This is a genomic window from Roseomonas sp. OT10 (genome assembly GCF_020991085.1).
Lineage (GTDB): Bacteria > Pseudomonadota > Alphaproteobacteria > Acetobacterales > Acetobacteraceae > Roseomonas > Roseomonas cutis.
Genome location: NZ_CP087719.1, coordinates 3,530,253 through 3,553,205, shown reverse-complemented (window position 1 = coordinate 3,553,205; position 22,953 = coordinate 3,530,253). Strand labels below are relative to the sequence as shown.

At 74.5% G+C, this 22,953-nt stretch carries 16 protein-coding genes; 11 read left to right on the top strand and 5 right to left on the bottom strand.

Annotated elements, in window-relative coordinates:
* Window positions 1–28 precede the first annotated feature (28 nt).
* Window positions 29–1,606: an ABC transporter substrate-binding protein gene (locus tag LPC08_RS16225; RefSeq protein WP_230449273.1), complete on the bottom strand. Its 1,578-nt coding sequence runs from the start codon at window positions 1,604–1,606 to the stop codon at window positions 29–31.
* 53 nt (window positions 1,607–1,659) lie between these two features.
* Window positions 1,660–3,456 carry a S9 family peptidase gene (locus LPC08_RS16220; RefSeq protein WP_230449272.1) on the bottom strand — a complete coding sequence of 599 codons (1,797 nt, stop codon included), beginning with the start codon at window positions 3,454–3,456 and terminating at the stop codon, window positions 1,660–1,662.
* 213 nt (window positions 3,457–3,669) lie between these two features.
* Here LPC08_RS16220 and LPC08_RS16215 point away from each other — a divergent pair, with 213 nt between their 5' ends.
* Complete coding sequence (locus LPC08_RS16215; RefSeq protein ID WP_230449271.1) at window positions 3,670–4,761, top strand: YncE family protein; 1,092 nt, start codon at window positions 3,670–3,672, stop codon at window positions 4,759–4,761.
* A gap of 621 nt (window positions 4,762–5,382) precedes the next feature.
* On the opposite strand, the gene LPC08_RS16210 is transcribed toward LPC08_RS16215, so the two are convergent.
* Window positions 5,383–6,456 (bottom strand): aspartate-semialdehyde dehydrogenase, encoded by a 1,074-nt coding sequence (locus LPC08_RS16210; protein WP_230449270.1) that lies wholly within the window; start codon window positions 6,454–6,456, stop codon window positions 5,383–5,385.
* A gap of 378 nt (window positions 6,457–6,834) precedes the next feature.
* On the opposite strand from LPC08_RS16210, the gene LPC08_RS16205 reads away from it, so the two are divergent.
* Window positions 6,835–8,088 carry a D-amino acid dehydrogenase gene (locus LPC08_RS16205; protein ID WP_230449269.1) on the top strand — a complete coding sequence of 418 codons (1,254 nt, stop codon included), beginning with the start codon at window positions 6,835–6,837 and terminating at the stop codon, window positions 8,086–8,088.
* Between the two features lie 143 nt (window positions 8,089–8,231).
* Here the strand turns inward: LPC08_RS16205 and LPC08_RS16200 are convergent, their stop codons facing one another.
* Window positions 8,232–8,735, bottom strand: coding sequence for a pyridoxamine 5'-phosphate oxidase family protein (locus tag LPC08_RS16200; RefSeq protein WP_230449268.1), 504 nt, complete (start codon window positions 8,733–8,735; stop codon window positions 8,232–8,234).
* 207 nt (window positions 8,736–8,942) lie between these two features.
* Between LPC08_RS16200 and LPC08_RS16195 the strand changes: the two genes are divergently transcribed.
* The 8 genes from LPC08_RS16195 (at window position 8,943) to LPC08_RS16160 (ending at window position 19,403) form a co-directional block, all read left to right on the top strand.
* Window positions 8,943–9,728, top strand: coding sequence for an enoyl-CoA hydratase/isomerase family protein (locus LPC08_RS16195; RefSeq protein ID WP_230449267.1), 786 nt, complete (start codon window positions 8,943–8,945; stop codon window positions 9,726–9,728).
* A 107-nt stretch (window positions 9,729–9,835) separates the two neighbouring features.
* Window positions 9,836–10,972, top strand: a complete 1,137-nt coding sequence (locus tag LPC08_RS16190; RefSeq protein WP_230449266.1) for a hypothetical protein — start codon at window positions 9,836–9,838, stop codon at window positions 10,970–10,972.
* A complete protein-coding gene (locus LPC08_RS16185; RefSeq protein ID WP_230449265.1) occupies window positions 10,969–12,213 on the top strand; it encodes a hypothetical protein in 1,245 nt (414 codons plus the stop codon). The genes LPC08_RS16190 and LPC08_RS16185 overlap by 4 nt, the downstream gene beginning before the upstream one ends.
* Window positions 12,214–12,288: 75 nt before the next feature.
* Window positions 12,289–13,539, top strand: a complete 1,251-nt coding sequence (locus LPC08_RS16180) for a hypothetical protein (RefSeq protein WP_230449264.1) — start codon at window positions 12,289–12,291, stop codon at window positions 13,537–13,539.
* An 85-nt stretch (window positions 13,540–13,624) separates the two neighbouring features.
* The gene (locus tag LPC08_RS16175) at window positions 13,625–15,757 is read left to right on the top strand and encodes a protein-disulfide reductase DsbD family protein (RefSeq protein WP_230449263.1); all 2,133 of its coding nucleotides are present in this window, start codon (window positions 13,625–13,627) and stop codon (window positions 15,755–15,757) included.
* A 190-nt stretch (window positions 15,758–15,947) separates the two neighbouring features.
* Entirely contained in the window at window positions 15,948–16,541 is a 594-nt protein-coding gene (locus LPC08_RS16170) for a hypothetical protein (RefSeq protein WP_230449262.1), read from the top strand.
* 202 nt (window positions 16,542–16,743) lie between these two features.
* Window positions 16,744–18,357, top strand: coding sequence for a benzoylformate decarboxylase (gene mdlC / locus LPC08_RS16165; protein WP_230449261.1), 1,614 nt, complete (start codon window positions 16,744–16,746; stop codon window positions 18,355–18,357).
* 59 nt (window positions 18,358–18,416) lie between these two features.
* Window positions 18,417–19,403: a Bug family tripartite tricarboxylate transporter substrate binding protein gene (locus LPC08_RS16160; RefSeq protein WP_230449260.1), complete on the top strand. Its 987-nt coding sequence runs from the start codon at window positions 18,417–18,419 to the stop codon at window positions 19,401–19,403.
* 501 nt (window positions 19,404–19,904) lie between these two features.
* Here LPC08_RS16160 and LPC08_RS16155 read toward each other — a convergent pair.
* Entirely contained in the window at window positions 19,905–21,767 is a 1,863-nt protein-coding gene (locus LPC08_RS16155; protein ID WP_230449259.1) for an ABC-F family ATP-binding cassette domain-containing protein, read from the bottom strand.
* Window positions 21,768–22,009: 242 nt separating this feature from the next.
* Here LPC08_RS16155 and LPC08_RS16150 point away from each other — a divergent pair, with 242 nt between their 5' ends.
* On the top strand, window positions 22,010–22,948 hold the full coding sequence (locus LPC08_RS16150; protein WP_230449258.1) for a ring-cleaving dioxygenase: 939 nt from the start codon (window positions 22,010–22,012) through the stop codon (window positions 22,946–22,948).
* The last annotated feature ends 5 nt before the right edge of the window (window positions 22,949–22,953 follow it).

Below are 22,953 nucleotides of genomic sequence, written 5' to 3'. Positions count from 1 at the left end.
CCACCACCGGTATGAGCCCGGCGCCGCCCTACACCTTCCGTGCGCCCCAGAAGATCGGGAAGGAGGCAGGCACGATGTCCACCACGTTCTCCCGGAAGGCGGTGGGGTTGAAGAGCTGGCCGAGCGGGAGGAAAGGCACCTCCTCGAAGGCGATCACCTGCATCTGGTCGGCGATGCGCTTCTGCGCGGCGGTGTCGGGCGCGTCGAGCCACTGGTTGCGCAGATCCTCCAGCCGCGGGCTGGTGGGCCAGCCGAACCAGGCGTTGGGGCCGTTGCCGCGCAGGGGGATGTGGGTCGCGGGGTCGGCGACGGTCAGCCCCTCGTAGGTGGTGCAGAAGGCGTTCCAGCCGCCCTTCTCCGGCGGCTCCTTGCTGGTGCGGCGGGAGACGAGCGTGCCCCAGTCCATGCTGGCGTACTCGACGTTCAGGCCGAGCCGCTTCATCAGGTCCGCCGTGACCTGTGCCATGGCCTGGGTATGCGGGTAGTCCGAGGGCGACATGACGATCACCCGCTCGCCCTTGTAGCCGCTCGCTGCCACCTCGCGCTTGCTGCGCTCGATGTCGCGCGGGCCGGTCAGGACCTCCATCCCCGCATCGGTCGCCATGGGCAGGCCGGGGGTGAAGACACCACAGGGCACGCGGAACAGCTCCGGCTCGGCGCCCACCGCGGCCTGCATGAAGTCGTCCTGGTTCACCGCACCCAGGATGGCGCGCAGCAGCTTCGGGTTGTCGAAGGGCGGGTGGAGGTGGTTCAGCGCGACCATCCCCATCACGCCGACCTTGTCGTTCACCGCGACCTTCACGCCGCGCACGCGGCGCAGGCTGCCGACCAGGTCGTAGGAAGGCTGCTGCACCCAGTCGACCTCGCCGTTCTGCAGGGCCGCCATCGCCGTCGCCGGGTCGGGCATCACCTGCCACAGCACGCGGTCGAAGTTCGCGACCTTGCCGCCCGCGAGGAAGCTCGGCTTCTCCGGGCGGGGCACGTACCGGTCGAAGCGCGCATAGGCGGCCTGGGAGCCGGAGACCCATTCGTCGCGCAGGAAGCGGTAGGGGCCGCTGCCGACGTATTCCGTGATCTGGGTGAAGGAATCCGTCTTCGCGATCCGCTCCGGCATCATGAAGCAGCTGTCGGCGAAGGCCTGCAGGATCAGCGCATAGGGCTTGTTCAGCCGGATCTCGAAGCGCCGGTCGTCCAGCGCCTTCATCTCCGCCGTGCGCTCCAGCAGCGTCTGCCCCAGCGGTCGGCGCCGTGCCCAGCGCTGGATGCTGGCAAGGCAGTCCACCGCCCGCACCGGCTCGCCGTCGTGGAAGACCAGCCCCTCGCGCAGGGCGAAGCGCCAGGTCAGCCTGTCGTCCGACAGCTCGTGCCCCGCCACCATCTGCGGCTGCGGATCGAAGCGGTCGTCGCGGGCATAGAGCATGTCCCAGATCATCGCGCCGTGGTTGCGCGCGACGGTGGTGGTGGTCCAGACCGGGTCCGGGTTGGCGAGGTTGCCCTCCGGCACGAAGCGCAGCAGCCGCGCGTTGCCCTGCGCCAGGGCGGGGCGCGACAGCGCCGCGAGGGCAGTGGTCGCCGCGGCGGATGCCAGGAAGTCCCTACGCCTCATCCCGTTTCTCCCGATGCGGTGGTGGTGCGGTTCCCGACCCGTCGCCGGCGCGGTCACCCCCGGTCCAGCATGTGGCGTGCCAGGAAGCCGAGGACGCCAGCGTAGACGGTGCGGCGGTTCTGCCGCTTCAGGAAGCCGTGACCCTCGTCGGGGATGGTCACGTACTCCACCGGGATGCCATGGCGGCGCAGGGCCTCGACGATCTGCTCGCTCTCCCAGGGCGGCACGCGCGGGTCGGTCAGCCCTTGCGCGACGAACATCGGGCAGCGGATGCGGTCCGCCTTGTGCAGCGGCGAGAGGGATTCCAGCAGCGCCGCATCCGCGACCGGGTCGCCGTACTCCGCCGCGCGATGGCCGACGCGCCAGGGTCCGGTGCGCTCGAAGAAGGTCTTCCACCGCGCGATGCCGTAGTAGTCGATGCCGCAGGCCCACAGCTCCGGGTATTCCGTCACGGCGGCGAGCACCATCCAGCCGCCGTAGCTCTGCCCCATGATGGCGATGCGCGACCCGTCCAGCCCTGGCTGCGTCCCCAGCCAGGCATGCGCGGCGGCGAGGTCGCGCACGCTGTCCATCCGCTTTTCCCGGTCGTCCAGCGCCGCATAGGCGCGGCCATAGCCGGTCGAGCCGCGGACGTTGGGCACCATCACGGCGAGGCCCAGTGCCAGCGCGGCCTGGAGGTCCGGCCGCCAGTTCGGCAGTGCCTGCATCGCCGGGCCGCCATGCACCCAGAGGAGCACCGGCCAGCCGCCCTCGGGCGGGTCGCCCTCCGGCAGCGCCAGGAAGGCGGGAATGCGGCGGCCATCGAAGGTCGGAAACTCCACCGTCGACCAGTCGCGCACCGCCTCGGGCGCCGCGCTCGCGGCGAAGATCTCCTCGGCCGCCGCGGCACCGGGCCGGTGGCGCCAGATCGTGCCGGGACGGATCGGCCGGGCGAGGTCGAAGGCCAGCGCCCCGCCGTCCGGATGCCAGCTCAGCTTGGTGATGACGCCGCGCGGATGCGACGGCTCCTCCAGCACCGCGCCCGTCGCCGCGTCCAGCAGGCGCAGGCGGGAATAGCCCCCCTCGTTCACCGCCACCGCGAGCCGGCGCTGGTCGGGCGAGACCTCCAGCCGCTCCACATCCGCCTCCGGGGCGAAGAGGAAGCGCGGCTCCCCGCCGGGCTCCTGGAAGGCCAGGCCGAGGAAGTCGCGGCCGCGATCGGTCAGCAGCCAGAAGCCCGTCCCGTCCTGCCGCCAGCGCGGCTCCATGTGCCGGGCATCGCCGTCATGCGGGGTGAGGGGCGTCGCCGCGCCGCCATCCAGCGGCACCCGCACCAGGTCGCCCTCGAAGGTGCGCGGTGCGGTGGAGAGCACCACCGCGCGCCCGTCCGGCGTCCAGCCGGGCAGCTCGTGCGGCCCCTCGACCTCGTGCAGCCGGCGCAGCGTGCCGGTGGCGAGGTCGATCACGCAGGGATCGGTATGCGCCGGGTCGCGGCTGTTGGCGGTGCAGGCGACCTGCCGCCCGTCCGGCGAGAAGGCGCCCCAGCCATGGATCACCCCCGGCGCCGCGGTCAGCGCCCGCGCCTCGCCTTCCGGCGGCAGGGCATGGAGCTGCACCCGCTCGTCGCCCGCCTGGTCGCGGCCGAAGACGGCGCCGCCATCCGCCGGGCTGCCGGCGACGAAGGCCACCGCGTCGCGATGCGCGCTGCGCGGCCGGGCCGGGCCGCCATCGGCCGGCAGCTCCCAGACCTGCGCCGAGCCGTCCGCGTCGTTGAGGACGTAGAGCCGGCCGTCGGCGGCATAGGAGGGGGCGCTGGCCGCGCGCGCGGCGAGGTAGCGGTCGACCAGATCCTGGGGGCGGGGTTCTCGCATCCCGCCACGGCAGACCTGTCGCCCCGCCCGGTCAAGTCTCGCCGCGCCGGAATCGCACGTGCCCCGCCCCGGTCGGATGGCCGCCCCGCCAGGGGGGGGCCGTCCGCGGAAGGGTGAGGACTCCTCCCCTGGATATTGATAACGACTTTCATTATCGATGATCCGGGTGGCGCCGGGAGCCGCCCCATCCGCCAGGCCAGAGGAGACAGGGTCATGACCCTCCGCACCCCCCCGACCGCCGTCCGGTCCGCCGTGCCGCGCCTCGCGCGCCGGGGGTTGCTGGCCGCCGCCTCGGGCCTGGTCCTGCTGCCCGCGCTCCGCCCCGCCCGCGCCGCCACGCCCACGGTCGAGCGCAGCCGCAAGATCGCGCCCTCCCTCTACGAGATCGCCGTCAGCGCCGCCCGCGACACGGTCTATGTCGCCAGCGTCGGCACCCGCGGCGGCAACGACGCCGCCCTTGTCGCGCTGGACCCGCGCACGCTGGAGGAGAAGGGGCGCATCGCGCTGGCCGAGCCGGGCTTCGGCCTGGGCCTGAATGACCGCACCCAGATGGCCTACGCCACCAACACGCGCAGCGGCAGCGTGTCCGCCATCGACCTGAAGGCCGGCACCGTCGTGGCGCGGATCGCCCATGGCGAAGGCGCCCATCTGCGCCAGGCGGTGGTGGATGAGGCGGCGAACCGCATCTACGTCACCGCCTTCGGGGCGCGCGACAAGCCCAGTGCGATCTGGGTGATCGACGGGGCGGCGAACCGCATCGACCACGTGCTGGAGGCGGGGCTGGAGCAGGGCGGCATCACCGGCCTGGCCCTGGATGCCGGGCGCGGCCGCCTCTTCGCCACGGCGCTGGGCAGCAACGAGGTCGTGGAGATCGACGTCGCCGGCCGCCGCGTGCTGCGCCGCTTCGCCTCGGGCGGCGAGGGCGCGGTGAACGTCGCGCTGGACCCGGCGCAGAACCGGCTCTTCGTCACCAACCAGAAGAGCGGCACGCTGACGGTGCTGGACGCCGGCAGCGGGGCGGTGGTCGGCAGCCTGCCGACCGGCGACGGCGCCCTGGGCGTGACCTTCTCCCCCTCCAACGGCCTTGTCTTCGTCACCAACCGCCGCGCCGGGACGACCAGCGTGGTCGACGGCAAGGGCCTGTCGATCCTCGCCAGCCTGCCCACCGGGACGCACCCCAACACCGTCGCGGTGGATCACCGCAACGGCGCCGCCTACGTCTCGAACAAGGCGAAGACCGGCGAACGCGGCGCCCCGCCGCCGGACGATCCGAACGGCGATACGGTCAGCCTGATCCGGATCTGATCCAGGGCACGCCCGCCGCCCTGCGACAGCCCGCCGGGGGAAGCCTCCGCCTCGCCCCCGGCCCCCCCTCCACGAACGCCGCGGCACGCGCGGCCGTGTGAGACGGACGGCGGGATGCCTTGATCCGCGCCGGTGCAGCGCTGCGCCCGTGGCCCGGGGGCAAGGCTCTGCCTCGCCCCCGTACCCCCACTCCGCCAGGACCCTGCGGGCCCTGGACCCGATCAGCGCTGCCGCGGGACAGCCTGACACGGGGTCACGGCGCCGAGGAGCCATGCTCCTCGGCGGGTACGGCCGCAGCAATTGCCGACGCCTTCAAAGCTTTTTCAGAGTCCCGCCTGTCCGCGCGCCGTCAGGGTTCAGCCCGGAGGCTGACGCCCACCGGAAGCGTCAGACTCCCAGCGGGGACCGGGGCCCGCTTGTGGCCCCGGCAGGGGAGGGTCTGGGAGGGGACGGCGTCCCCTCCCGGTCCGCCGCCGGAACACCACAGCACGACGGGCCAGGTCATCCCGCCGTCGGTATGACGCCCGCTTCAGCCTCGCCTGCTCTACGGCGCGGCCCCCGGCGCGAGCTGGCCCGCGGCGGGGTCCGGGGGAGGCGAGGCTTCGCTCGGGGAGCGGCGCCTCAGCTCCGCCCGACCAGCCGCTCCGCGATCTGCACCGCGTTCAGCGCTGCGCCCTTCAGCAGTTGGTCGCCTGCCACGAAGAGCGAGACGGTGCGGCCCGAGGGGTCGCTGCTGTCCTGGCGGATGCGGCCGGCCAGCACGTCGCCCTGGCCCGAGGCCTCGACCGGCATCGGGTAGTGGTTGCTCGCCGCGTCATCCACCACGCGCACCCCCGGGGCGGCGGCGAGCAGGTCGCGCACCGCCTGCGGCGTCACCGGCTCGGCGAACTCCACGGTCAGGGCGATGCAGTGGGCGCGCAGGACGGGGACGCGGACGCAGGTGATGCCCATGGCGAGGTCGGGCAGGTTCAGGATGCGCTTCGTCTCGGCCATCACCTTCGACTCCTCGCCATTGGTCCCGGTCTCCGGGTCCATCGCGGAATCGTGGCTGAACAGGTTGAAGGCATAGGGGTGGCGCAGCACGCGCGGCTCGAAGGCCTCGCCGGCCAGGTAGGCGGCGGTAGACTGGCGCAGCTCCTCCATCGCCGCGGCGCCGGCGCCCGAGGCGGCCTGGTAGGTGGCGGCGATCACCTTGCGGATGCGGTGGCGCTGGTGCAGCGGCCAGAGCGGTACGGTGGCGATGGCGGCCACGCAGTTCGGGTTGGCGACGATGCCCTTGTGCCGGGCGATCGCGTCGCCGTTCACCTCCGGCACCACCAGCGGCACGGCGGCGTCCATGCGGAAGGCGGAGGAGTTGTCCACCACCACCGCGCCGGCCGCGACGGCGAGCGAGGCGTACTGCTTCGACACGCCGCTGCCGGCCGAGAAGAGGGCGAGGCCCACGCCCTCGAAGCTGTCCGGCCCCAGCGCCTCGACGGTCAGTTCCTGGCCGCGGAAGCGGAAGGTCTGCCCGGCGGAGCGCGGCGAGGCGAGCAGGCGCAGGCCGGAGAGGGGGAAGTCCCGCTCCTCCAGGCAGCGCAGCAGTTCGACGCCGACCGCGCCGGTGGCGCCGACGATGGCGACCAGCGGGGCGTCGAGGCTCTGCGTCACCGCGGCTTCGGGGGAGAGGGATTGGGCGGGTTCGACCAGACTCATCGTCGCGTGCTCCGGAGTGGGCCGGGCGGGCAGCGGGGGTCTGGCTTGGCAAGACCCCGCCGCTCGCCGGCGGGGCCTTGGGTTCGTTCAGCGCTTCGGCATCGCCGCGCGCAGACCCAGACCACCCCGGCAGGGGGTAATCTTCGTCGTCTTGCGCTTGGGGGCGAAACGGGTCACGGCAGTGGCCATACCGGGCGGCGGGCGCCCTGTAAACAGCAGGGACCGCGCGATCCCGTCCGCCAAGACCCCCACGGCCTTCCCCCGGGGGCCGCCCCAGGCCCGGCCCGGGTCGACAGCCCCGCCGCAGGGCGGCGAAGCTGTGCCCATGCCAGACGAGTCTCGCTGCCCGAACCTCCGCCGCCGCCCGGGCCTTGGCGCGTGAGGGTCCTCGTGCTCGGAGCCGGGGTGGTCGGCCTCTGCGCCGCCCATGCGCTGGCGCGGGACGGGCATGCGGTGACCGTGCTGGACCGGCGGCAGGGCGTGGCGCTGGAGGCGAGCTACGCCAATGGCGGGCAGCTCAGCTACAGCTACGTCGCGCCGTTGGCCGGGCCGGGGGTGCTGCCCTACCTGCCCTCCTGGCTGCTGCGGGCGGACGGGCCGACGCGATTCCGGCCGCGGCTCGATCCGCACCAGTGGCGCTGGGGGCTGAAGTTCCTGGCGGCCTGCACGGCGGGGCGTGCCGCGGAGACGACACGCCGGCTGCTCGACCTCTCCTTCCTCAGCCGCGACCTTCTGCATGCGCTGGTGGAGGAGGAGGAGCTGGACTTCGACTATGCCCGCGCCGGCAAGCTGGTGGTGCATTCCGATCCGGCCGCCTTCGAGGCCGCGCGGCGCCTGTTGGACTACCAGCGCTCGCTCGGCTGCGAGAAGGAGGCGCTGGATGCGGAGGGCTGCCTCGCGGTGGAGCCGGCGCTGCGCCACCTCCGGCACCGGCTGGTCGGCGGGATCATGACGCACAGCGAGGATGCTGGCGACTGCCGGCGCTTCTGCCTGGCGCTGGAATCCCTGCTGCGGCGGGACAACATGGCGGTGGAGTTCCTGCTTGGCGTGACCGCGCGCGAGCTGGTCGCCGCCGAGGGCCGCATCCTGGGCGTCGCGACGGATCGCGGCGTGGTGGAGGCGGATGCGGTGGTGCTGGCCGCCGGCGCGGGGGCCAGGTCCCTGGCGTCGCCGCTGGGCGTGGACCTGCCGGTCTATCCGTTGAAGGGCTACAGCCTGTCGCTGCCCGTACGCGACGCGGCCGCGGCGCCGCGTGTCTCCGTCACCGACTATGCCAACAAGATCGTCTATGCACGCCTCGGCGACCGCCTGCGGGTCGCGGGGATGGCCGACCTCACGGGGTACGATCCGGGCTTCGACCCGGCGCGGCTGTCGCTCCTGATCCGCCAGGCCAGGGCAGCCTTCCCGGAGGCCAGCGACTTCCGTGAGCTGAACCCCTGGACCGGCCTGCGCCCCGCCACGCCCACGGGGATGCCGCTGCTGGGGCCGGTGCCGCGCTGGCCGAACCTGTTCCTCGATCTCGGCCAGGGTGCCCTCGGCTTCACCCTGGCGATGGGCTCGGCGAGGGTCGTCGCCGACCAGCTCTCCGGCCGGGAGCCGCCGATCCCGGTGGAGAGCTTCCGGCCAGCCTGAACGCGCGCTGACCAGGGCCGACGTTCCGGCGGGGCACCGCCCCTTCCGCCATGCTTGATGCACGGGCCTGTCCCCCGGGCGCTGCGCCATCCGGCCTGGGAGGCGGGGATCGCTCCGGGCGGAGCGGGTCGTCGCGATCCGGCCTAGGTGAAGGCGACCTTCGCGTTCTCCCCACCCTTCGGCGGCTCGCCGGTGGTCACCGCCTTCACGTAGCCATAGGCGTGCAGCAGCGTGGAGGACGGGGCGTCCCAGTACTCCGCGCCCTCGACCTCTACGGCGATCAGCGCGATGGCCGGGTCCTCGGCCCCGCCGGGGAACCAGACGCGCAGGCTCTCGCTCCACAGCTCCTTCTGCTTCGCCACATCCTGGAACACCTTGGCGCGGCCGAAGAGGCTGACGTAGTTCTGGCTCGACGGGGCGGCATAGGCGAGCAGCACGCGGCTGTCCGCCTCGATCTCCTGCGTCACCGCCGTGCCGCGCGTGGTGAAGAACCAGAGGGTCGTGTCGAAGCTCTTCTGCTGCGCCTGCATGGGCCGGCCGCGCATCCGCCCCTCGGCGTCGAGCGTGACCATGGTCGTGATGCTGATGTCCTTGATCAGCTCCCAGACCTTGTTCTGGGCGTCGCGGTCGGTGCGCGTCTCCGGCATGGGCTGGCCTTCCCTGGCAATGAGGTCGGGCCGTTAACGTCCCCATCCGGTTCCGGTTGGATCCCGGCCGCCCGGCGCCGGGCCGATGCCGGACACGGAAGCGACAGGGCGGGCACGGCGGGCGCGGGCGCCACGGGATTCGCGTTTTCGGACGTGGCCGCCGCGTTGCCATCTGCTCTACACGGCAGGGACATCCAGGGAGGGACCATGCCGCATCCGGAACTCGTCGTCTCGCAGCGCGACGGCATCGCGACGGTGCTGATCGACCGGCCGGAGAAGCGCAACGCCCTGACCCTGCCGATGTGGGTGGCGCTGGCCGAGGCCATGGACGGGCTCTCCGCCGACACCGCCTTGCGCTGCGTGATCCTGCGCGGTGCGGGCGAGGCCTCCTTCTCCGCCGGCGCCGACATCGCGGCCTTCCGCCACGAGCGCGGCACGCCGGAGCGCGAGGCCGCCTATGCGGAGGCGCTGGAGAACGCCTTCCTGTCCATCGAGCGCTGCGTGCATCCGGTGGTGGCGGCGGTGCGCGGCTGGGCCATGGGCGGCGGCTGCGGCATCGCGCTGATGGCCGATTTCCGCGTCGGCGGGCCGGGGACGCGGCTGGGCATCCCGGCACGGATGCTGAACCTCTACTACCCGCATGCCGGTCTCGACGCGTTGCTGCGCATCGCCGGGCATGCGGTGGCGAGCGAAATGCTGCTGGAAGGCCGGGTCTATGACGGGGCCGAGGCGCTGGAGCGACGGCTGCTGAACCGCCTGGCGGGAGAGGACGCGGAGGTCCCGGCGGAGGCGGAGGCGCTGGCCAGGCGAATCGCCGAGGGCGCGCCGCTGGCCAACCGCTTCCACAAGGCGGCGCTGCGCGCGCTGCGCGGTCCCCTGCCGATCGGCGCCGCCGACCGCGCCGCGGCCGATGCCTTCCCCGGCACGGCGGATTTCCAGGAGGCGGTGGCGGCCTTCGCCGAGCGGCGCAGGCCCGTCTTCCGGGGGCTCTAGCGGCCCGGCCGCGGCGGCCGGCACCATCGCCGCCGGGGCAGGGCGCCACAGGCGGGAAGGCCGGCATTCACCGCAGGTTTACAGCCTCGGTCGCATGAATCCGCGGCATGGACGACAGCGTCTTCCTCTCCAAGCTCGAGCGCTACGGCGCGGCCCGCTGGCAGCCGGTGACCTTCCTGGAGCGTGGCATCAGCATGGCCTTCACCACGCCGTTGCTGATGGGCGCCCGCGCCCGCCCGCTGGAGCGGCCCTCCGGCGCCAGCACGCTGGAGCTGATCGTGCCCAACCCGTCCGGCGCGGAGGGGGTCTATGTCCTGCCCTGGGCGGCCATGCCCGACCTCTGCTCCCCCTCGGTGCATGACCGCCAGTTCTGGAGCCGGGTGGCCGACCTGAAGTTCCCCACGCCGCGCCGCATGCGCGACGTGGCGCGCGCCATCGCCGTGGAGGGCTTCGCCGGGCGCGACGCGGCCCGCGCCGCCGCGCAGGCGTTGGAGACCGCGCGGCAGTCCCGCCTCGCCACGCACTACTTCCTCCTCCTCCGCCTCATCAAGCAGGCCGAGACGGCGGCGGTGGACGGCACGCCGCCCGAGCGCGAATCCCCGGAACGGCTGGTCGACCGCGCCCGCAAGGTCCTGGCCGAGCGGCTGGCCGCGGCGGTCGGCGGCCCGGAGGCGGCCTATCGCACGGTGGAGGAGGTGGCCGAGCTGCTGGAGCCGGTCGGCCTGCCCGGCGACCCGACGCGGGCGCCGCTGCCGCAGCTGGTGCGCGACCTGGACGAGCTGGACGCCCGGCTGTCCGAACTCGCCGAATCCCCCGACGAGGTGCAGAGCCTCTGCGCCGGCATCCTGCAGCAATCCATCCGGCCGACCCTGTCCATGGCCCGGGCCACCCTGGCCGAGGCGCAGACGATGGCGGACGACATGACCCTGCTGCTGCGCCGCTGGGCGGGCAATCCGCAGGCCGTGCGCACCACCACCGGGCGGCCGGACTGGCTGCTCGACGGCTGGGACCTGATCCTCGGCCTCTGGCGCGATTCCGGCGCCGCGGCGCTGCCCGACATGGCCGGGCTCTGCCCCGTCGTCCCGCGCGAGGCGGAGGGCTGGGCCGGCTGCCCGCCCGACTGGGAGACGGCGGGGCTGACCAGCGGGCCGCGCCGCAACGTGCAGGCCAACCGCGACTGGCGCACCGGCCGCATGCTGGAGCTGCAACGCCGCAACGAGCGCGTGAAGGCGCTGGCCGCATGAATGCCGCCCCCGCGGCCCTGTCCCGGGCCGAGCTGGCCAACCTCTCTGCCGCCGTCGCCAGCGGCACGCCGGCGCAGCTGGAGCGGATCGTGGCCATCCTGGACGCCCTGCCGGAACGGGGCGAGGCGGACCGGGTCCTGGACGCGGCGCGGGCGCGGCTGCGCGGGCTGCGCCCCGCCCGGCCGCTGCCGCTGACCCGGCTGCTCTTCGTGCCGCTGGACGGCGCCATCGTGCCGCCGGCCGAATGGCGGGTGGAGGAGCCGACGGTGCCGCGCAGCGCCCTCGTCCCCCTCGCCGCCCTGGTCCTGCCCCGGCTGCAAGGCGAGGCGGTCGCCATCGGCCCGCGGCTGGCCGGGCTGCAGCGCTCCAACCACGAGGCGGTGGCACGGCTGGGCGCGCCCCTCTGGCGGGAGGCCGCGGGCATCCTGGCCGCCGCGGCCGACCCCGCCGAGGCGCTGCCGCCCGGCTGGTTCGCGGCCGGGCTCCGGGCGGAGGATTTCCCGCCCCTGGCCCGCCTCTGCGCCGACGTGCTGGCCCATGGCGCTGCGCTCTATGCCGCGGCGCGGGAGGTCGCCGCCGGTCCGCCCGGCCCGCTGGCGCGCACGGTGCTGCAGGCCCTGCTGCCCGCCGGGCGCCGGCCCCTCGCCGCCGGGCTCGCGACCCTGCTGGCCGATGCCGCGCGGCCCGGCGCCGTCAGCGCCCTGGCGGCGGGGATCGCCCCCGCCGTGGCCGGGCGGATCGAGGCCGGGCTGGGCGCCGCCATCGGGAGCCGGCTGGACGCGCTGCAGGACGCGTCGGCCGAGGCCCTGGCGGCGCGGGTGGAGGCGTTGCGGGACCTGCTCGACGATGCCACGGGGCTCGCCGGGCGCGGCCCGGCCTGGCGGCGGCAGGTGGAGGCCTGGCGCCAGGCGGCGGAGGGGATGTGCCGCAGCCACTATGCCGAGGCGGGTCGGCACCGGGTCCTGCTGCCGGCGGAACGGCTGGCCGCCGGGGGCGCCACGGATGCGGAGGCGGCGGCGCTGGAGGAGGGCGCGCTGGCGCTGCGGCAGCTCGACCTGGCGGCGCGGCCGCTCGGCCATGGCGGGGGCTGCGACACTCCGCGGCGCGAGGCGCTGCGCCGGCTGCGGCAGCTGGCCGCCACGGCGAATCCGGCCGGCCGGGTGGAGCTCGCGCGGCTGGCGGAACTGCTGGGCGGGCCGGAGGCCGGGCTGGAGCTGCTGGAGGGCGCCGCCCCGGAGTAACGGCTTGGCGATTGCCGGTGGCGGGGCCGCACGCCTATCGTCCGGGTACGAAACGAAGCCCGGAAGGGGACGCGCATGTCCCTCGAACAGCAGGCCGGCATGGCCCTGCGCGATGCGACCGTGCTGCTCGGCCATCTCGGGCGGCTGCCCAGCCGGCGGCTGCGCGGCACCTTCTCGGATGATCCGGCCGAGGACGCGGCCACCTTCACGCGGCTGGTCGCCCTGCTGGGGCGGGAGCCGGCGATGCTGGTGGCCTCGCCCGACGACCTGGCCTTCCTGCTCGCCGCCCGGGATACGCTCTCCGCCCGGGCGGCGCCGGTTTCCGCCTCCTCGGCCGCCTTCAGCGCGCTGGTGCTGGGGGAGGAGGAGGTGGTCGGCATCGACCGCTGGGACCGGGCCTGGGCCGGCTTCGCGGCGGCCGCCCGGCGGGCGCGGCGCACCCGCTTCTCCCTCGCCATCGCCGCCATGGCGATCCTGGTCGCCGCGGTGCTGGTCTCGACCTACGTGGTCTTCGGCAAGACGACGCTGCGCCGGGTGCAGGAGATCGCCCGGCAGACGGTGGAGCTGGACCTGGCGATCCAGCAGTACGAGGCGGCGGAGGTGGCGGCGCATCGCGGCACGCCACGGGCCGAGACGCCGGTGCTGCGCCTCTGCGACCGGGTCGGCAACTGGTACCGCCCGCCCTTCCGGATCGAGGGCGGGCCGGAGGCCTTCGAATCCGCGGGCCAGTACCACCTCTGCGACCGGCTGCGCGACCTGAGCCGCAAGTCCGACATCGCCTATGCCGATCTCGCCGCCTGGCTGACCCCCGTCCGCCTCGTCAGCCTGCCCTGGACCCGGGTCACCGGCGCCCTGGGCCTGATGACGGAGCAGCCGGGGGTGCTGCTGACCAGCGAGCAGTCCGGCGCCTCGCTGCTGGAGGCGATCGGCAACCTCCTGCTGCCCCTGCTCTTCGGCACGCTGGGCGCGCTGGTCTATGCCCTGCGGCACATGGAGCAGCAGATGGCCGAGAACCGCCTGCTGCCCGGCGCCACCCGGCAGGCCTGGCTCCGCGTCATGCTGGGCCTGCTGATGGGCGCCTGCATCGGCCTGTTCCTGCGGCCGGAGGACACGCCCGTCCAGGGGCTGGGCGGGCTGCCGGCGCAGGTGACGCTGACCTTCTCCGGCATCGCCTTCCTCGTGGGCTTCAGCGTGGAGGTCGTCTTCCGCGTGCTGGAGACCATGGTGAACGCCGTCGCCCGGCAGCTTGGCGGCCCCGAGCGCCCCGAGCCGGCGCGCGTCCCGCCATCCCCGCTGCCGCCGGCGCGCCCCGGCACGGTGGCGTGACCGGGGGGGGTTCCCCCGGGGGACGCGCCTCCGACCTGCGGGCCTGGCCATTGCATCCGGCCCGGGAGTTGCGGTTGATGTGCCGATGCTGCGGTTGATCCTTCTATGGGCGGGGCTGATCGGGGCGGCGCCGGCCCTGGCGCTGGAGAGCCTGCCGGTCGAATCCCCGCGGGCCCGTGTCACGCTGGTCAGCGAGGCGGCGGCGGTGGCGCCCGGACAGCCCGTGCGCCTGCTGCTGCGGCAGGTGCTGGCGCCAGGCTGGCACACCTACTGGTCCAATCCGGGCGATGCCGGCGCGCCGCCGGAACTGGCGCTGACCCTGCCGCCGGGCGCCTCCGTCACGCCGCTCGCCTTCCCGGCGCCGCAGCGCATCCCCTTCGGCCCGCTGGTGAACTTCGGCTACGAGGGCGAGGTCGCCTTCCCGCTGACGCTGACCCCTCCCGCCGATCTGCCGGCCGGCGGGGTGCTGACCGTCGAGGCCAGCGGCACCTGGCTGACCTGCGCCGATGTCTGCATCCCGGAGGAAGGGAGCTTCCGCCTGGACCTGCCGGTCGAGGCCGCCCCGCGCCCCGACCCGGCCGAGGCGGCGGCCTTCGCGGCGGCCGAGGCGTCCCTGCCTCGCCCCTCGCCCTGGGCGGCGCGCGCGGGCTTCGACGGCGCCGCGGGGGCGCTGGAGCTGACCGGGCCGGAGCTCTCGGCGGGGCAGGTGCGGAACGCCTTCTTCTTTCCCGCCGCTCCCGGGCTGCTCGACCACGCCGCGCCGCAGCCGCTCTCCGTGCGGGACGGGGCGCTGACCCTGGGCCTGACCCGCCCGGCCGGAGCCGCCGCCGCGGACGGGCCGCTCGCCGGCGTCGTGGCGATCACCGATGCGGCCGGGCTGCGCGCCGCCTACGCCGTCGCCGCCCCGCTCGGCGCGGTGCCGGCGCGCCCGGCCGGGGCGCCGCCCCCGGGGCGGGCCGCGCCCTGGCAGGATACGCCCTGGCAGGCCACGCTCGGGCAGGCCACGCTCTGGGCGGCGCTGGGCGGCCTGCTGCTGAACCTCATGCCCTGCGTCTTCCCCATCCTGGCGATGAAGGCCATGGCGCTGGCGAAGCTGTCCGGCGCCGCGCGCGGCACGATCCGCGCCCAGGCGGCGGGGACCACCGCGGGGGTGGTGCTGAGCTTCCTGGCGCTCGGCGCGGCGCTCGCCGGGCTGCGCGCGGCGGGGGTCGCCGCCGGCTGGGGCTTCCAGTTCACCCAGCCCGCCTTCGTCGCCGCCATGGCCTGGCTGATGCTGGCGGTCGGGCTGAACCTGTCGGGCGCCTTTACGTTGCGCGGGCCCGTGCTGGCCGGCGGCGCCCCGCGCGGGGGCGTCGCGGGCTCGGTGCTGACGGGGGTGCTGGCGGTGCTGGTCGCCACGCCCTGCACCGCGCCCTTCATGGCGGCGGCGCTGGGCGCCACCCTGGTCCTGCCGCCGGTCGGGGCGCTGGCGGTCTTCGCCGCGCTGGGCCTGGGCATGGCGGCTCCCTATGCGTTGCTGGCGCTGTTCCCGGGGCTCGCCGCCTTCCTGCCGCGCCCGGGGGCCTGGATGGAGCGGCTGCGCCAGGCCCTGGCCTTCCCGATGTACGGCGCCGCGGCCTGGCTGGCCTGGGTGCTGGCGCAGCAGGCCGGGCCGGATGGCGTGCTGCTGGTGCTGGCGGGCGGGTTGCTGGTGGGCTTCGCCGCCTGGGCCTGGGGGCAGGCGCAGCCCGCCGGGCCGCGCGGGCGGCGGGTCGGCGGCGCGCTGGCCGGCGCGGCGCTGCTGGCGGCGCTGGCGCTGCTGCCACGCCTGGGCGCGGCTCCCGAAGCCCCGTCCGCCCTGGCCGGAGAGGAGGGGGAGACGTGGTCCGCCGCCCGCCTCGCCGGGCTGCGGGCGGAGGGGCGGCCGGTCTTCGTGAACCTCACCGCCGCCTGGTGCATCACCTGCAAGGTGAACGAGCGCGTGGCCCTGGACCGCCCGGCGGTTCGCGAGGCCTTCGCCCGGCGCGGCGTCGCCATGCTGACAGGCGACTGGACCCGTGGCGACCCGGCGATCACCGCGCTGCTGCGCGCCCAGGGGCGGGACGGGGTGCCGCTCTACCTGCTCTATCCGCCGGGGGGCGGGGAGCCGGCGCAACTGCCGCAGATCCTGACGGAAGGCATCGTTCTTCGCGCCCTGGAGGCGGCCTGGGCCGGCGGGCGGGTGGCGACGGGGAGCTGACGCCGGGCCTGCATGTGGACCCGGCCGACATCCTGTCGCCAGGGCCGGCGGAATCGGCTTTGCTGCGCAGGTGGAGCGAATCACCCGGGCGCGGCACAACTCCGCGGTACGGCCTCGCCCCGCCACGAGGGCCGGAGGCGGCGGCCGGGGCGGTTCCCGGCCGGAGATGCCCCGGCGAGGACGCGCCCGCATGAGCCACGCCAGCACCGCGACGCCGACCCAGCCGCCCTACAAGCGCGGCGGGCAGGGCAAGTTCGACAAGCAGAACTACACGGACAACCGCCTGCTGATGGCCTCCCTGCTGGGCAGCGTCACCGGCAAGGGCACGGCGACGCCCTCGGGGCTGGTGCTGCACGACCTGCCCCTCGAGAAGCTAGGCAGCTTCAGCAGCGGCGCGATGCAGGACGTGATCAAGGCGCTGCACAACAGGCAACTGCCGCCGCAGGCCAAGGGGATCCACCGCAACGAATGGGGCTACCTGCCCGGCACCTCCTATGAGGAGCTGGAGGACGGGACGCTCGCCGCCTGGGACGGCACGACGCACACCGTCGTCCGGCCCGACCAGTGCCGGTTCCAGGAATACTACTTCGACAACGGCAACGACCTGAAGAAGGGGAAGAACGGCGACCGGCGCATCGTCCACGACACGACGACGGGCGCCATCTACATCACCATGGTCCACTACGACCGCTGGGTGAACGGCAAGATCAACGCGGACGGCTCGCCCGCCGTGAAGACGGCGACCATCAACAACCCTTTCTTCCGGATCGTGGGCATCGCCTGAGCCGCGGGGCCGCCGGCGGCCCCGCGGCTCAGGCCCCCGCCGGTCGTGGGCTGTCCCGCCACGGGGCCGCCCGCGCCCCGGCATGCCCGTGCGCAGGAATGGGCTTGCGGCCGGTCCCGGGATGGCCAAGCCTCGGCGCCGCCTGCCCCGGGGCTCCCCGGCGCCGGTCCAGAAACAGCAGGCGCGGGAAGGAACGGCCGGGATGGCGCAATCGCCTTCGGGTGGCATGACCACGGTGCGCCAGGCGGTGCTGGACCTGCTGCGCCAACTCGGCATGACCACGGTCTTCGGCAATCCCGGCTCCACCGAGCTGCCGCTGCTGGATCGCTGGCCGGAGGATTTCCGCTATATCCTCGGGCTGCAGGAAGCCTCGGTGGTCGGCATGGCGGATGGCTACGCCCGGGCCACCGGCCGGGCGGCCTTCGTCAACCTGCACTCGGCGGCGGGCGTCGGGCACGCGCTGGGGAATGTCTTCACCGCCTGGCGCAACCAGGCGCCGCTGGTCATCTCCGCCGGGCAGCAGGTGCGGGCGCTGCTGCCGAACCACCCCTTCCTCGGCGCGCAGGACGCGGCGCAGTTCCCGAAGCCCTACGTCAAGTTCAGCATCGAGCCGGCGCGGGCCGAGGACGTGCCCGCCGCCATCGCCCATGCCCATCACGTCGCGATGCAGAAGCCCTGCGGCCCGACCTTCGTCTCCATCCCGGTGGACGACTGGGCCGCGCCCTGCCGTGCGGTGGTGCCGCGCATCGTCTCGGCCGACGTCGCGCCCGATCCGGCGCTGATCGCCGAGGCGGTGCGGCTGCTCGTCGCCGCGCGCCGCCCGGTCCTGGTGGTCGGGCCGGAGGTGGACCAGGAGGGGGCGGGCGCGGCGATGGTCGCCCTGGCCGAGCGCATCGGCGCGCCGGTGCTGGCCAGCCCCTTCTCCTCCCGGCTTTCCTTTCCCGAGGACCATGCGCTCTTCGCCGGCTTCCTGGCCGCCGCGCCGCAGGCGGTGTCGCAGGTGCTCTCGGCCTACGACCTCGTCCTGGTGATCGGCGCCCCCGTCTTCACCTTCCATGTTGGCGGCGAGGCGGCGATCTTCCGCGACGGCCCGCCCATCCTACAGTTGACGGCGGATGCCGAGGCCGCCGCGGCCGCGCCGGCCGGCACGGGCATCGTGGGCAGCCTGCGGCTTGCCCTGCCGGCGCTGCACGCCGCCCTGCCGCCCGCCGACCGCCCGCCCCCCGCGCCGCGCCGGCGTGCCGCGCCGCCGCCCCCGGCCGAGCCGATCCCGGCCGCCTGGCTGCTGCACCGGCTGCACGCCGCCCTGCCGGGCGAGGCGATCCTGGTGGAGGAGGCGCCCTCCCACCGGCCGGCGATGCAGGAGCAGTTGCCACGGACGCGCTGGGGCAGCTTCTTCACCATGGCCAGCGGCGGGCTGGGCTATTCCCTGCCGGCCGCCGTCGGAATCGCCCTGGCGCGGCCCGGCGAGCGCGTGGTGGCACTGATCGGCGACGGCTCGATGATGTACTCGCCCCAGGCGCTGTGGACGGCCGTGCAGCATGGGCTGCCGCTGACCGTGGTGGTGGTGAACAACGGCGGCTATGGCGCCATGCGCTCCTTCAGCCAGGTGCTGCAGGTGCGCGACGTGCCGGGGATCGACCTGCCCGGGCTGGATTTCGTCGCCCTGGCGCGGAGCATGGGCTGCCCCGGCCAGCGGGTGACGCGGCCGGAGGAGCTGGACGGGGCGCTGCACGCCGCCTGCCGCTCCGAGGGGCCGGCGCTGGTGGAGGTGGTCGTCGATGCGGCCATCCCCACCCTCTACCACCGGGGCTGACGACCGGCCCCGGAGCGCGGCCGCCCGCAGAAGGCGGCGCCGAGACGGAGGACACGCTCATGACCATCCCGACCATGCCGCGGCGCCGGGCGCTGCTGGCCGCATCCGGCGCCGCCGCGCTGCTCCCCGCCGCGCCGCTGCGCGCGCAGGCCTGGCCGGCGAGGCCGGTGCGCATCGTCGTGCCCTTCCCGCCGGGCGGGCTGGTGGACACGCTGGCGCGCGCCGTCTCGCAACGGCTGACCGCGCAGCTCGGCCAGCCCATGGTGGTGGAGAACCGCGCGGGTGCCGGCGGCAACATCGGTGCCGATGTCGTGGCGAAGAGCGCGCCGGACGGCTACACGCTGCTGGCCAGTTCCCTGGGGCCGCTGGCCGTCAACCAGTTCATCTATCCCAGCATGCCCTACGACACGCGGACCGCCTTCGCGCCGGTCGTGCTGCTGGCGCAGACGCCGAAGGTGATGTGCGTGGCGAAGGCCCGGCCCTGGCGGGACGTCGCCGCCGTGGTGGCGGAGGCGAAGGCGCGGCCCGGCCAGCTGACCGCCGGCTCCGCCGGGAGCGGCAGCAGCCTGCATCTGGCGCTGGAGCTGTTCAAGCGGATCACGGGGACGGAGATCCAGCACGTGTCGTACCGCGGCGCGGCGCCGGCGGTGACGGATCTCGCCGCCGGGCAGATCGACATGCTCTTCGACAACATCCCCAACATCCTCGGCCAGATCCGCGGCGACGGCGTGCGCGCCCTGGCGGTGGCGACCGAGCGGCGCGTGCCGCAACTGCCGGAGGTGCCGACCATGCGGGAGCAGGGAGTGGATTTCCTGTTCGGCACCGCCTTCGGCCTGGCCGCCCCCGCCGGCACGCCGACGGAGATCGTCACGCGCGTGGCGGAGGTGGTGACCGCCGCGCTGCGGGATCCGGAGATCGGCGGCCGGCTGGCGGAGCAGGGCGCGATCCTGGGCGGCGGCACCCCGGCGCAGTTCGCCGCGGTGGTGGAGCAGGAACGGACCACGCTGGAGCCCGTGATCCGCGCCGCGGCGATCCGGGCGGAGTAGGGCGAATACCGGCGCGGTTGGCGGCATTCCCCGGCCTGCCGGCTGGTTACGGGTCTGCGGCGACCCTCGCGTCCCAGCGCAGGGGGCCGCTGCCTCATGCGGACGGCGGGATGACCTGACCCGTTGTGCTGTGGTGTTCCGGCAGAGGACCGGGAGGGGACGCCGTCCCCTCCCAGACCCTCCCCTGCCGGGGCCACAAGCGGGCCCCGGTCCCCGCTGGGAGTCTGGCGCTTTCGGGGGGTGTCAGCCTCCGGGCTGAACCCTGACAGAGCTCGGACAGGCGGGACTCTGAAGAAAGCTTTTAGAGGGCGTCAGCGAGCGGTGACCGTACCCGCCGAGGAGCATGGCTCCTCGGCGCATCGAGCCCGTCGCACTCATCCGCGCGGCAGCGCCCTTCGGGTCCAGGGCCCGCAGGGTCCTGGCGGAGTGGGGGTATCGGGGGCGAGGCGGAGCCTTGCCCCCGGGCCACGGGCGCACCCCACGCCGGCACGGATCAACGCATCACGCCGCCTCCAGCCGCTCCGACAGTTCCAGCCATTCCTCTTCTAGCAGGCCGATCTGGTGGGCGATGGCGGCGCGGCGGGTGTTGGCCCAGGTGATGTCGGACGCCTTGCGTTTGGCATAGAAGTCGGGGTCGGCGAGCTTGCGCTCGATCAGCCCGTCCTCCAGCTTCAGCTTCTCGATCCGCGCCTCGATCTCCTTCACCCGCTCGCGCAGGGGGGCCAGCGCCGCGCGGGCCTCGGCGCGGCCGCGCCGGTCGTCGCGCTTCGCGGGGCCCGCATCGCGTGCCGCCGGGCGGGCGCGGTCGGCGAGGAAGCCGCGATAGTCGTCCATGTCGCCGTCGAAGCTGCGCACCGTGCCGTCCGCCACCAGCCACAGCCGGTCGGCCACCAGCTCGACCAGGCGCGGGTCGTGGGTGATGAGCAGCACGGCGCCGCCGTAATCGGCCAGCGCGCGGATCAGCGCCTCCCGCGCATCCATGTCGAGGTGGTTGGTCGGCTCGTCGAGGATGAGGAGCTGCGGCGCCTCGCGCGTGCAGAGCGCCAGCAGCAGCCGCGCCTTCTCGCCGCCCGAGCAGTCGGCGATGCGCGTCGTCGCGCGGTCCACGTCGAGGCCGAAGCGCGCGAGCTGGGCACGGCACTGCGTCTCCGTCGCCTTGGGCAGCGCCGCCTGCATGTGGGTGAGCGGCGTGCCGTCGAGGTCCAGCTCCTCCGCCTGGTGCTGCGCGAAGAAGCCGACCTTCAGCCGCGGCGTGCGGCGCACCTCGCCCTCGATGGGCGCGAGGCGGCCGGCGATCAGCTTGGCCAGCGTGGACTTGCCGTTGCCGTTGGAGCCCAGCAGCGCCACGCGGTCGTCCTGGTCCAGCCGCAGGTCGAGGTTGCGCAGGATCGGCCGGCCGTCATAGCCGGTGGCGGCGTGCTCCATGGTCAGGATCGGCGGCGCCACCTCCGCCGGCTCGGGGAAGGCGAAGGGGGTGACGCGGTCCTCCGTCACCGCCTCGATCGGCGGCAGCTTCTCCAGCGCCTTCAGCCGCGACTGCGCCTGCCGCGCCTTGGACGCCTTGTAGCGGAAGCGGTCCACGAAGGCCTGCATGTGCGCCCGCTCGGCCGCGACCTTGGCGTTCTGCGCCACCTGCTGCGCCCGGCGCTCGTTGCGGATGCGCAGGAACTCGCCGTAGCCGCCCGGGTAGCTGGTGATGGTGCCGCGCTCCAGATGCGCGATCCCGTCCACGCAGCGGTCCAGCAGGTCGCGGTCGTGGCTGATGATGATGGCCGCACCCGGGAAACGCTTCAGCCAGCTCTCCAGCCAGATCGTGGCTTCCAGGTCGAGGTGGTTGGTCGGCTCGTCCAGCAGCAGCAGGTCGGGCTCCAGGAACAGCGCCCGGGCCAGCGCCACGCGCATGCGCCAGCCGCCGGAATACTCGCCCACCGGCCGCGCCTGCGCCGCCGCGTCGAAGCCCAGGCCGGAGAGCACCGTGGCCGCCCGCGCGGGCGCGGCATCGGCGGCGATGGCGCGCAGGCGCTCGTGCACCTCTGCCTCCCGCTCCGGGACGATCCCCGCCTCCAGCTCGGCCAGCAGGGCGGCGCGCTCGGTATCCGCCTCCAGCACCGTCTCCAGCAGAGAGGCGTCGCCGCCCGGCGCCTCCTGCGCCAGATAGGCCATGCGGGCGCGGGCGGCGAAGCGGACCTCGCCGCCATCGGGCTGCAACTGCCCGGTCAGCACGCGGAACAGGGTGGACTTGCCCGCGCCGTTGCGGCCCACCAGCCCGATCTTGCGCCCGGGGTCCAGTTGCAGCGAGGCCGCGTCCAGCAGGGTGCGGCCGGCGAGGCGGACGGTCAGGTCACGGATGGTCAGGACGGTCATGGCGGCGCCCTTCTAGCGGAGTGCGACGCTGCGGGCGACACGCGGGCCGCTCCGCCCGGGCGCGGCATGATCCGGCGCCGCGCCAGGGCCTTCCCCCGGAAACCCGATTCCGATCATAAGGGCGTCCAGGACTGCCCCGCGCCCACCCGGTGCGACATCACGGCCGGTCGAGGGCCAGGCGGGTCGTCCCAATCCCTTGCGCCACCCCTGGCCGGGCAGCAGGGTGCCCCGGAGGACGGACCATGCAGCTCACCGGCATCCACCACCTGACGGCCATCACCGCCGATGCCCCCGGCAACCACCGCTTCTACACGCGGGTGCTGGGGATGCGTCTGGTGAAGAAGACGGTCAACCAGGACGACACCTCCGCCTACCACCTGTTCTACGCCGATGGCGTCGGCAGCCCCGGCAGCGACCTGACCTTCTTCGACTGGCCGGTCGGTGCGGAGAGCCGCGGCACCCATGCGATCACCCGGACCGGCCTGCGGGTGGGCGGGCGGGATGCGCTGGGCTGGTGGTCCTCTCACCTCTACGCCGCCGGGGTGGAGCACCCGGGGGTGACCGAGCGCGACGGCCGCGCGGTCATCGACTTCGAGGATCCCGAGGGGCAGCGCCTGACCCTGATCGACGATGGCGGGTCCGCCGCGCCCCATCCCTGGGACCGCTCGCCCGTCCCGCCCGCGCACCAGATCCGCGGCCTGGGCCCGATCACCATCAGCGTGCCGCGGCTGGAGCCGACCGCCCTCGTCCTCGACCGGCTGCTCGGCATGCGCGAGGAGCGGCGCTACCCCGGTGCCCAGGGCGAGGTGCACGTCTTCGCCATGGGGGAGGGGGGGCCGGCGGCCGAGCTGCACGTGGCGGTGGAGCCCTCCCTGCCCACGGCGACGCAGGGCGCCGGCGCCGTCCACCACGTGGCCTTCCGCGTCCCCGATGCGGAGTACGACGACTGGGCCAACCGGCTGCACGCCGCCCGCGTGCCGAATTCCGGGCGGGTGGACCGCTTCTGGTTCCGCTCGCTCTATTTCCGCGAGCCGAACGGCATCCTGTTCGAGCTGGCGACCGACGGCCCCGGCTTCGCCACCGACGAGCCGCTGGAGCGCCTGGGCGAGAGCCTGTCCCTGCCGCCCTTCCTCGAACCCCGGCGCGCGGCGATCGAGGCGGGGCTGAAGCCGCTCGACTGATCGGG

What these genes read in the sequence shown, in the direction of transcription:
- LPC08_RS16200 (WP_230449268.1), bottom strand. Translation starts at nt 8,735, where the DNA reads ATGCCGGAGACGCGCACCGACCGCGACGCCCAGAACAAGGTCTGGGAG.
- LPC08_RS16190 (WP_230449266.1), top strand. Translation starts at nt 9,836, where the DNA reads ATGGACGACAGCGTCTTCCTCTCCAAGCTCGAGCGCTACGGCGCGGCC.
- LPC08_RS16180 (WP_230449264.1), top strand. Translation starts at nt 12,289, where the DNA reads ATGTCCCTCGAACAGCAGGCCGGCATGGCCCTGCGCGATGCGACCGTG.
- LPC08_RS16220 (WP_230449272.1), bottom strand. Translation starts at nt 3,456, where the DNA reads ATGCGAGAACCCCGCCCCCAGGATCTGGTCGACCGCTACCTCGCCGCG.
- LPC08_RS16210 (WP_230449270.1), bottom strand. Translation starts at nt 6,456, where the DNA reads ATGAGTCTGGTCGAACCCGCCCAATCCCTCTCCCCCGAAGCCGCGGTG.
- mdlC (WP_230449261.1), top strand. Translation starts at nt 16,744, where the DNA reads ATGGCGCAATCGCCTTCGGGTGGCATGACCACGGTGCGCCAGGCGGTG.
- LPC08_RS16215 (WP_230449271.1), top strand. Translation starts at nt 3,670, where the DNA reads ATGACCCTCCGCACCCCCCCGACCGCCGTCCGGTCCGCCGTGCCGCGC.
- LPC08_RS16195 (WP_230449267.1), top strand. Translation starts at nt 8,943, where the DNA reads ATGCCGCATCCGGAACTCGTCGTCTCGCAGCGCGACGGCATCGCGACG.
- LPC08_RS16155 (WP_230449259.1), bottom strand. Translation starts at nt 21,767, where the DNA reads ATGACCGTCCTGACCATCCGTGACCTGACCGTCCGCCTCGCCGGCCGC.
- LPC08_RS16150 (WP_230449258.1), top strand. Translation starts at nt 22,010, where the DNA reads ATGCAGCTCACCGGCATCCACCACCTGACGGCCATCACCGCCGATGCC.
- LPC08_RS16170 (WP_230449262.1), top strand. Translation starts at nt 15,948, where the DNA reads ATGAGCCACGCCAGCACCGCGACGCCGACCCAGCCGCCCTACAAGCGC.
- LPC08_RS16185 (WP_230449265.1), top strand. Translation starts at nt 10,969, where the DNA reads ATGAATGCCGCCCCCGCGGCCCTGTCCCGGGCCGAGCTGGCCAACCTC.
- LPC08_RS16225 (WP_230449273.1), bottom strand. Translation starts at nt 1,606, where the DNA reads ATGAGGCGTAGGGACTTCCTGGCATCCGCCGCGGCGACCACTGCCCTC.
- LPC08_RS16160 (WP_230449260.1), top strand. Translation starts at nt 18,417, where the DNA reads ATGACCATCCCGACCATGCCGCGGCGCCGGGCGCTGCTGGCCGCATCC.
- LPC08_RS16175 (WP_230449263.1), top strand. Translation starts at nt 13,625, where the DNA reads ATGCTGCGGTTGATCCTTCTATGGGCGGGGCTGATCGGGGCGGCGCCG.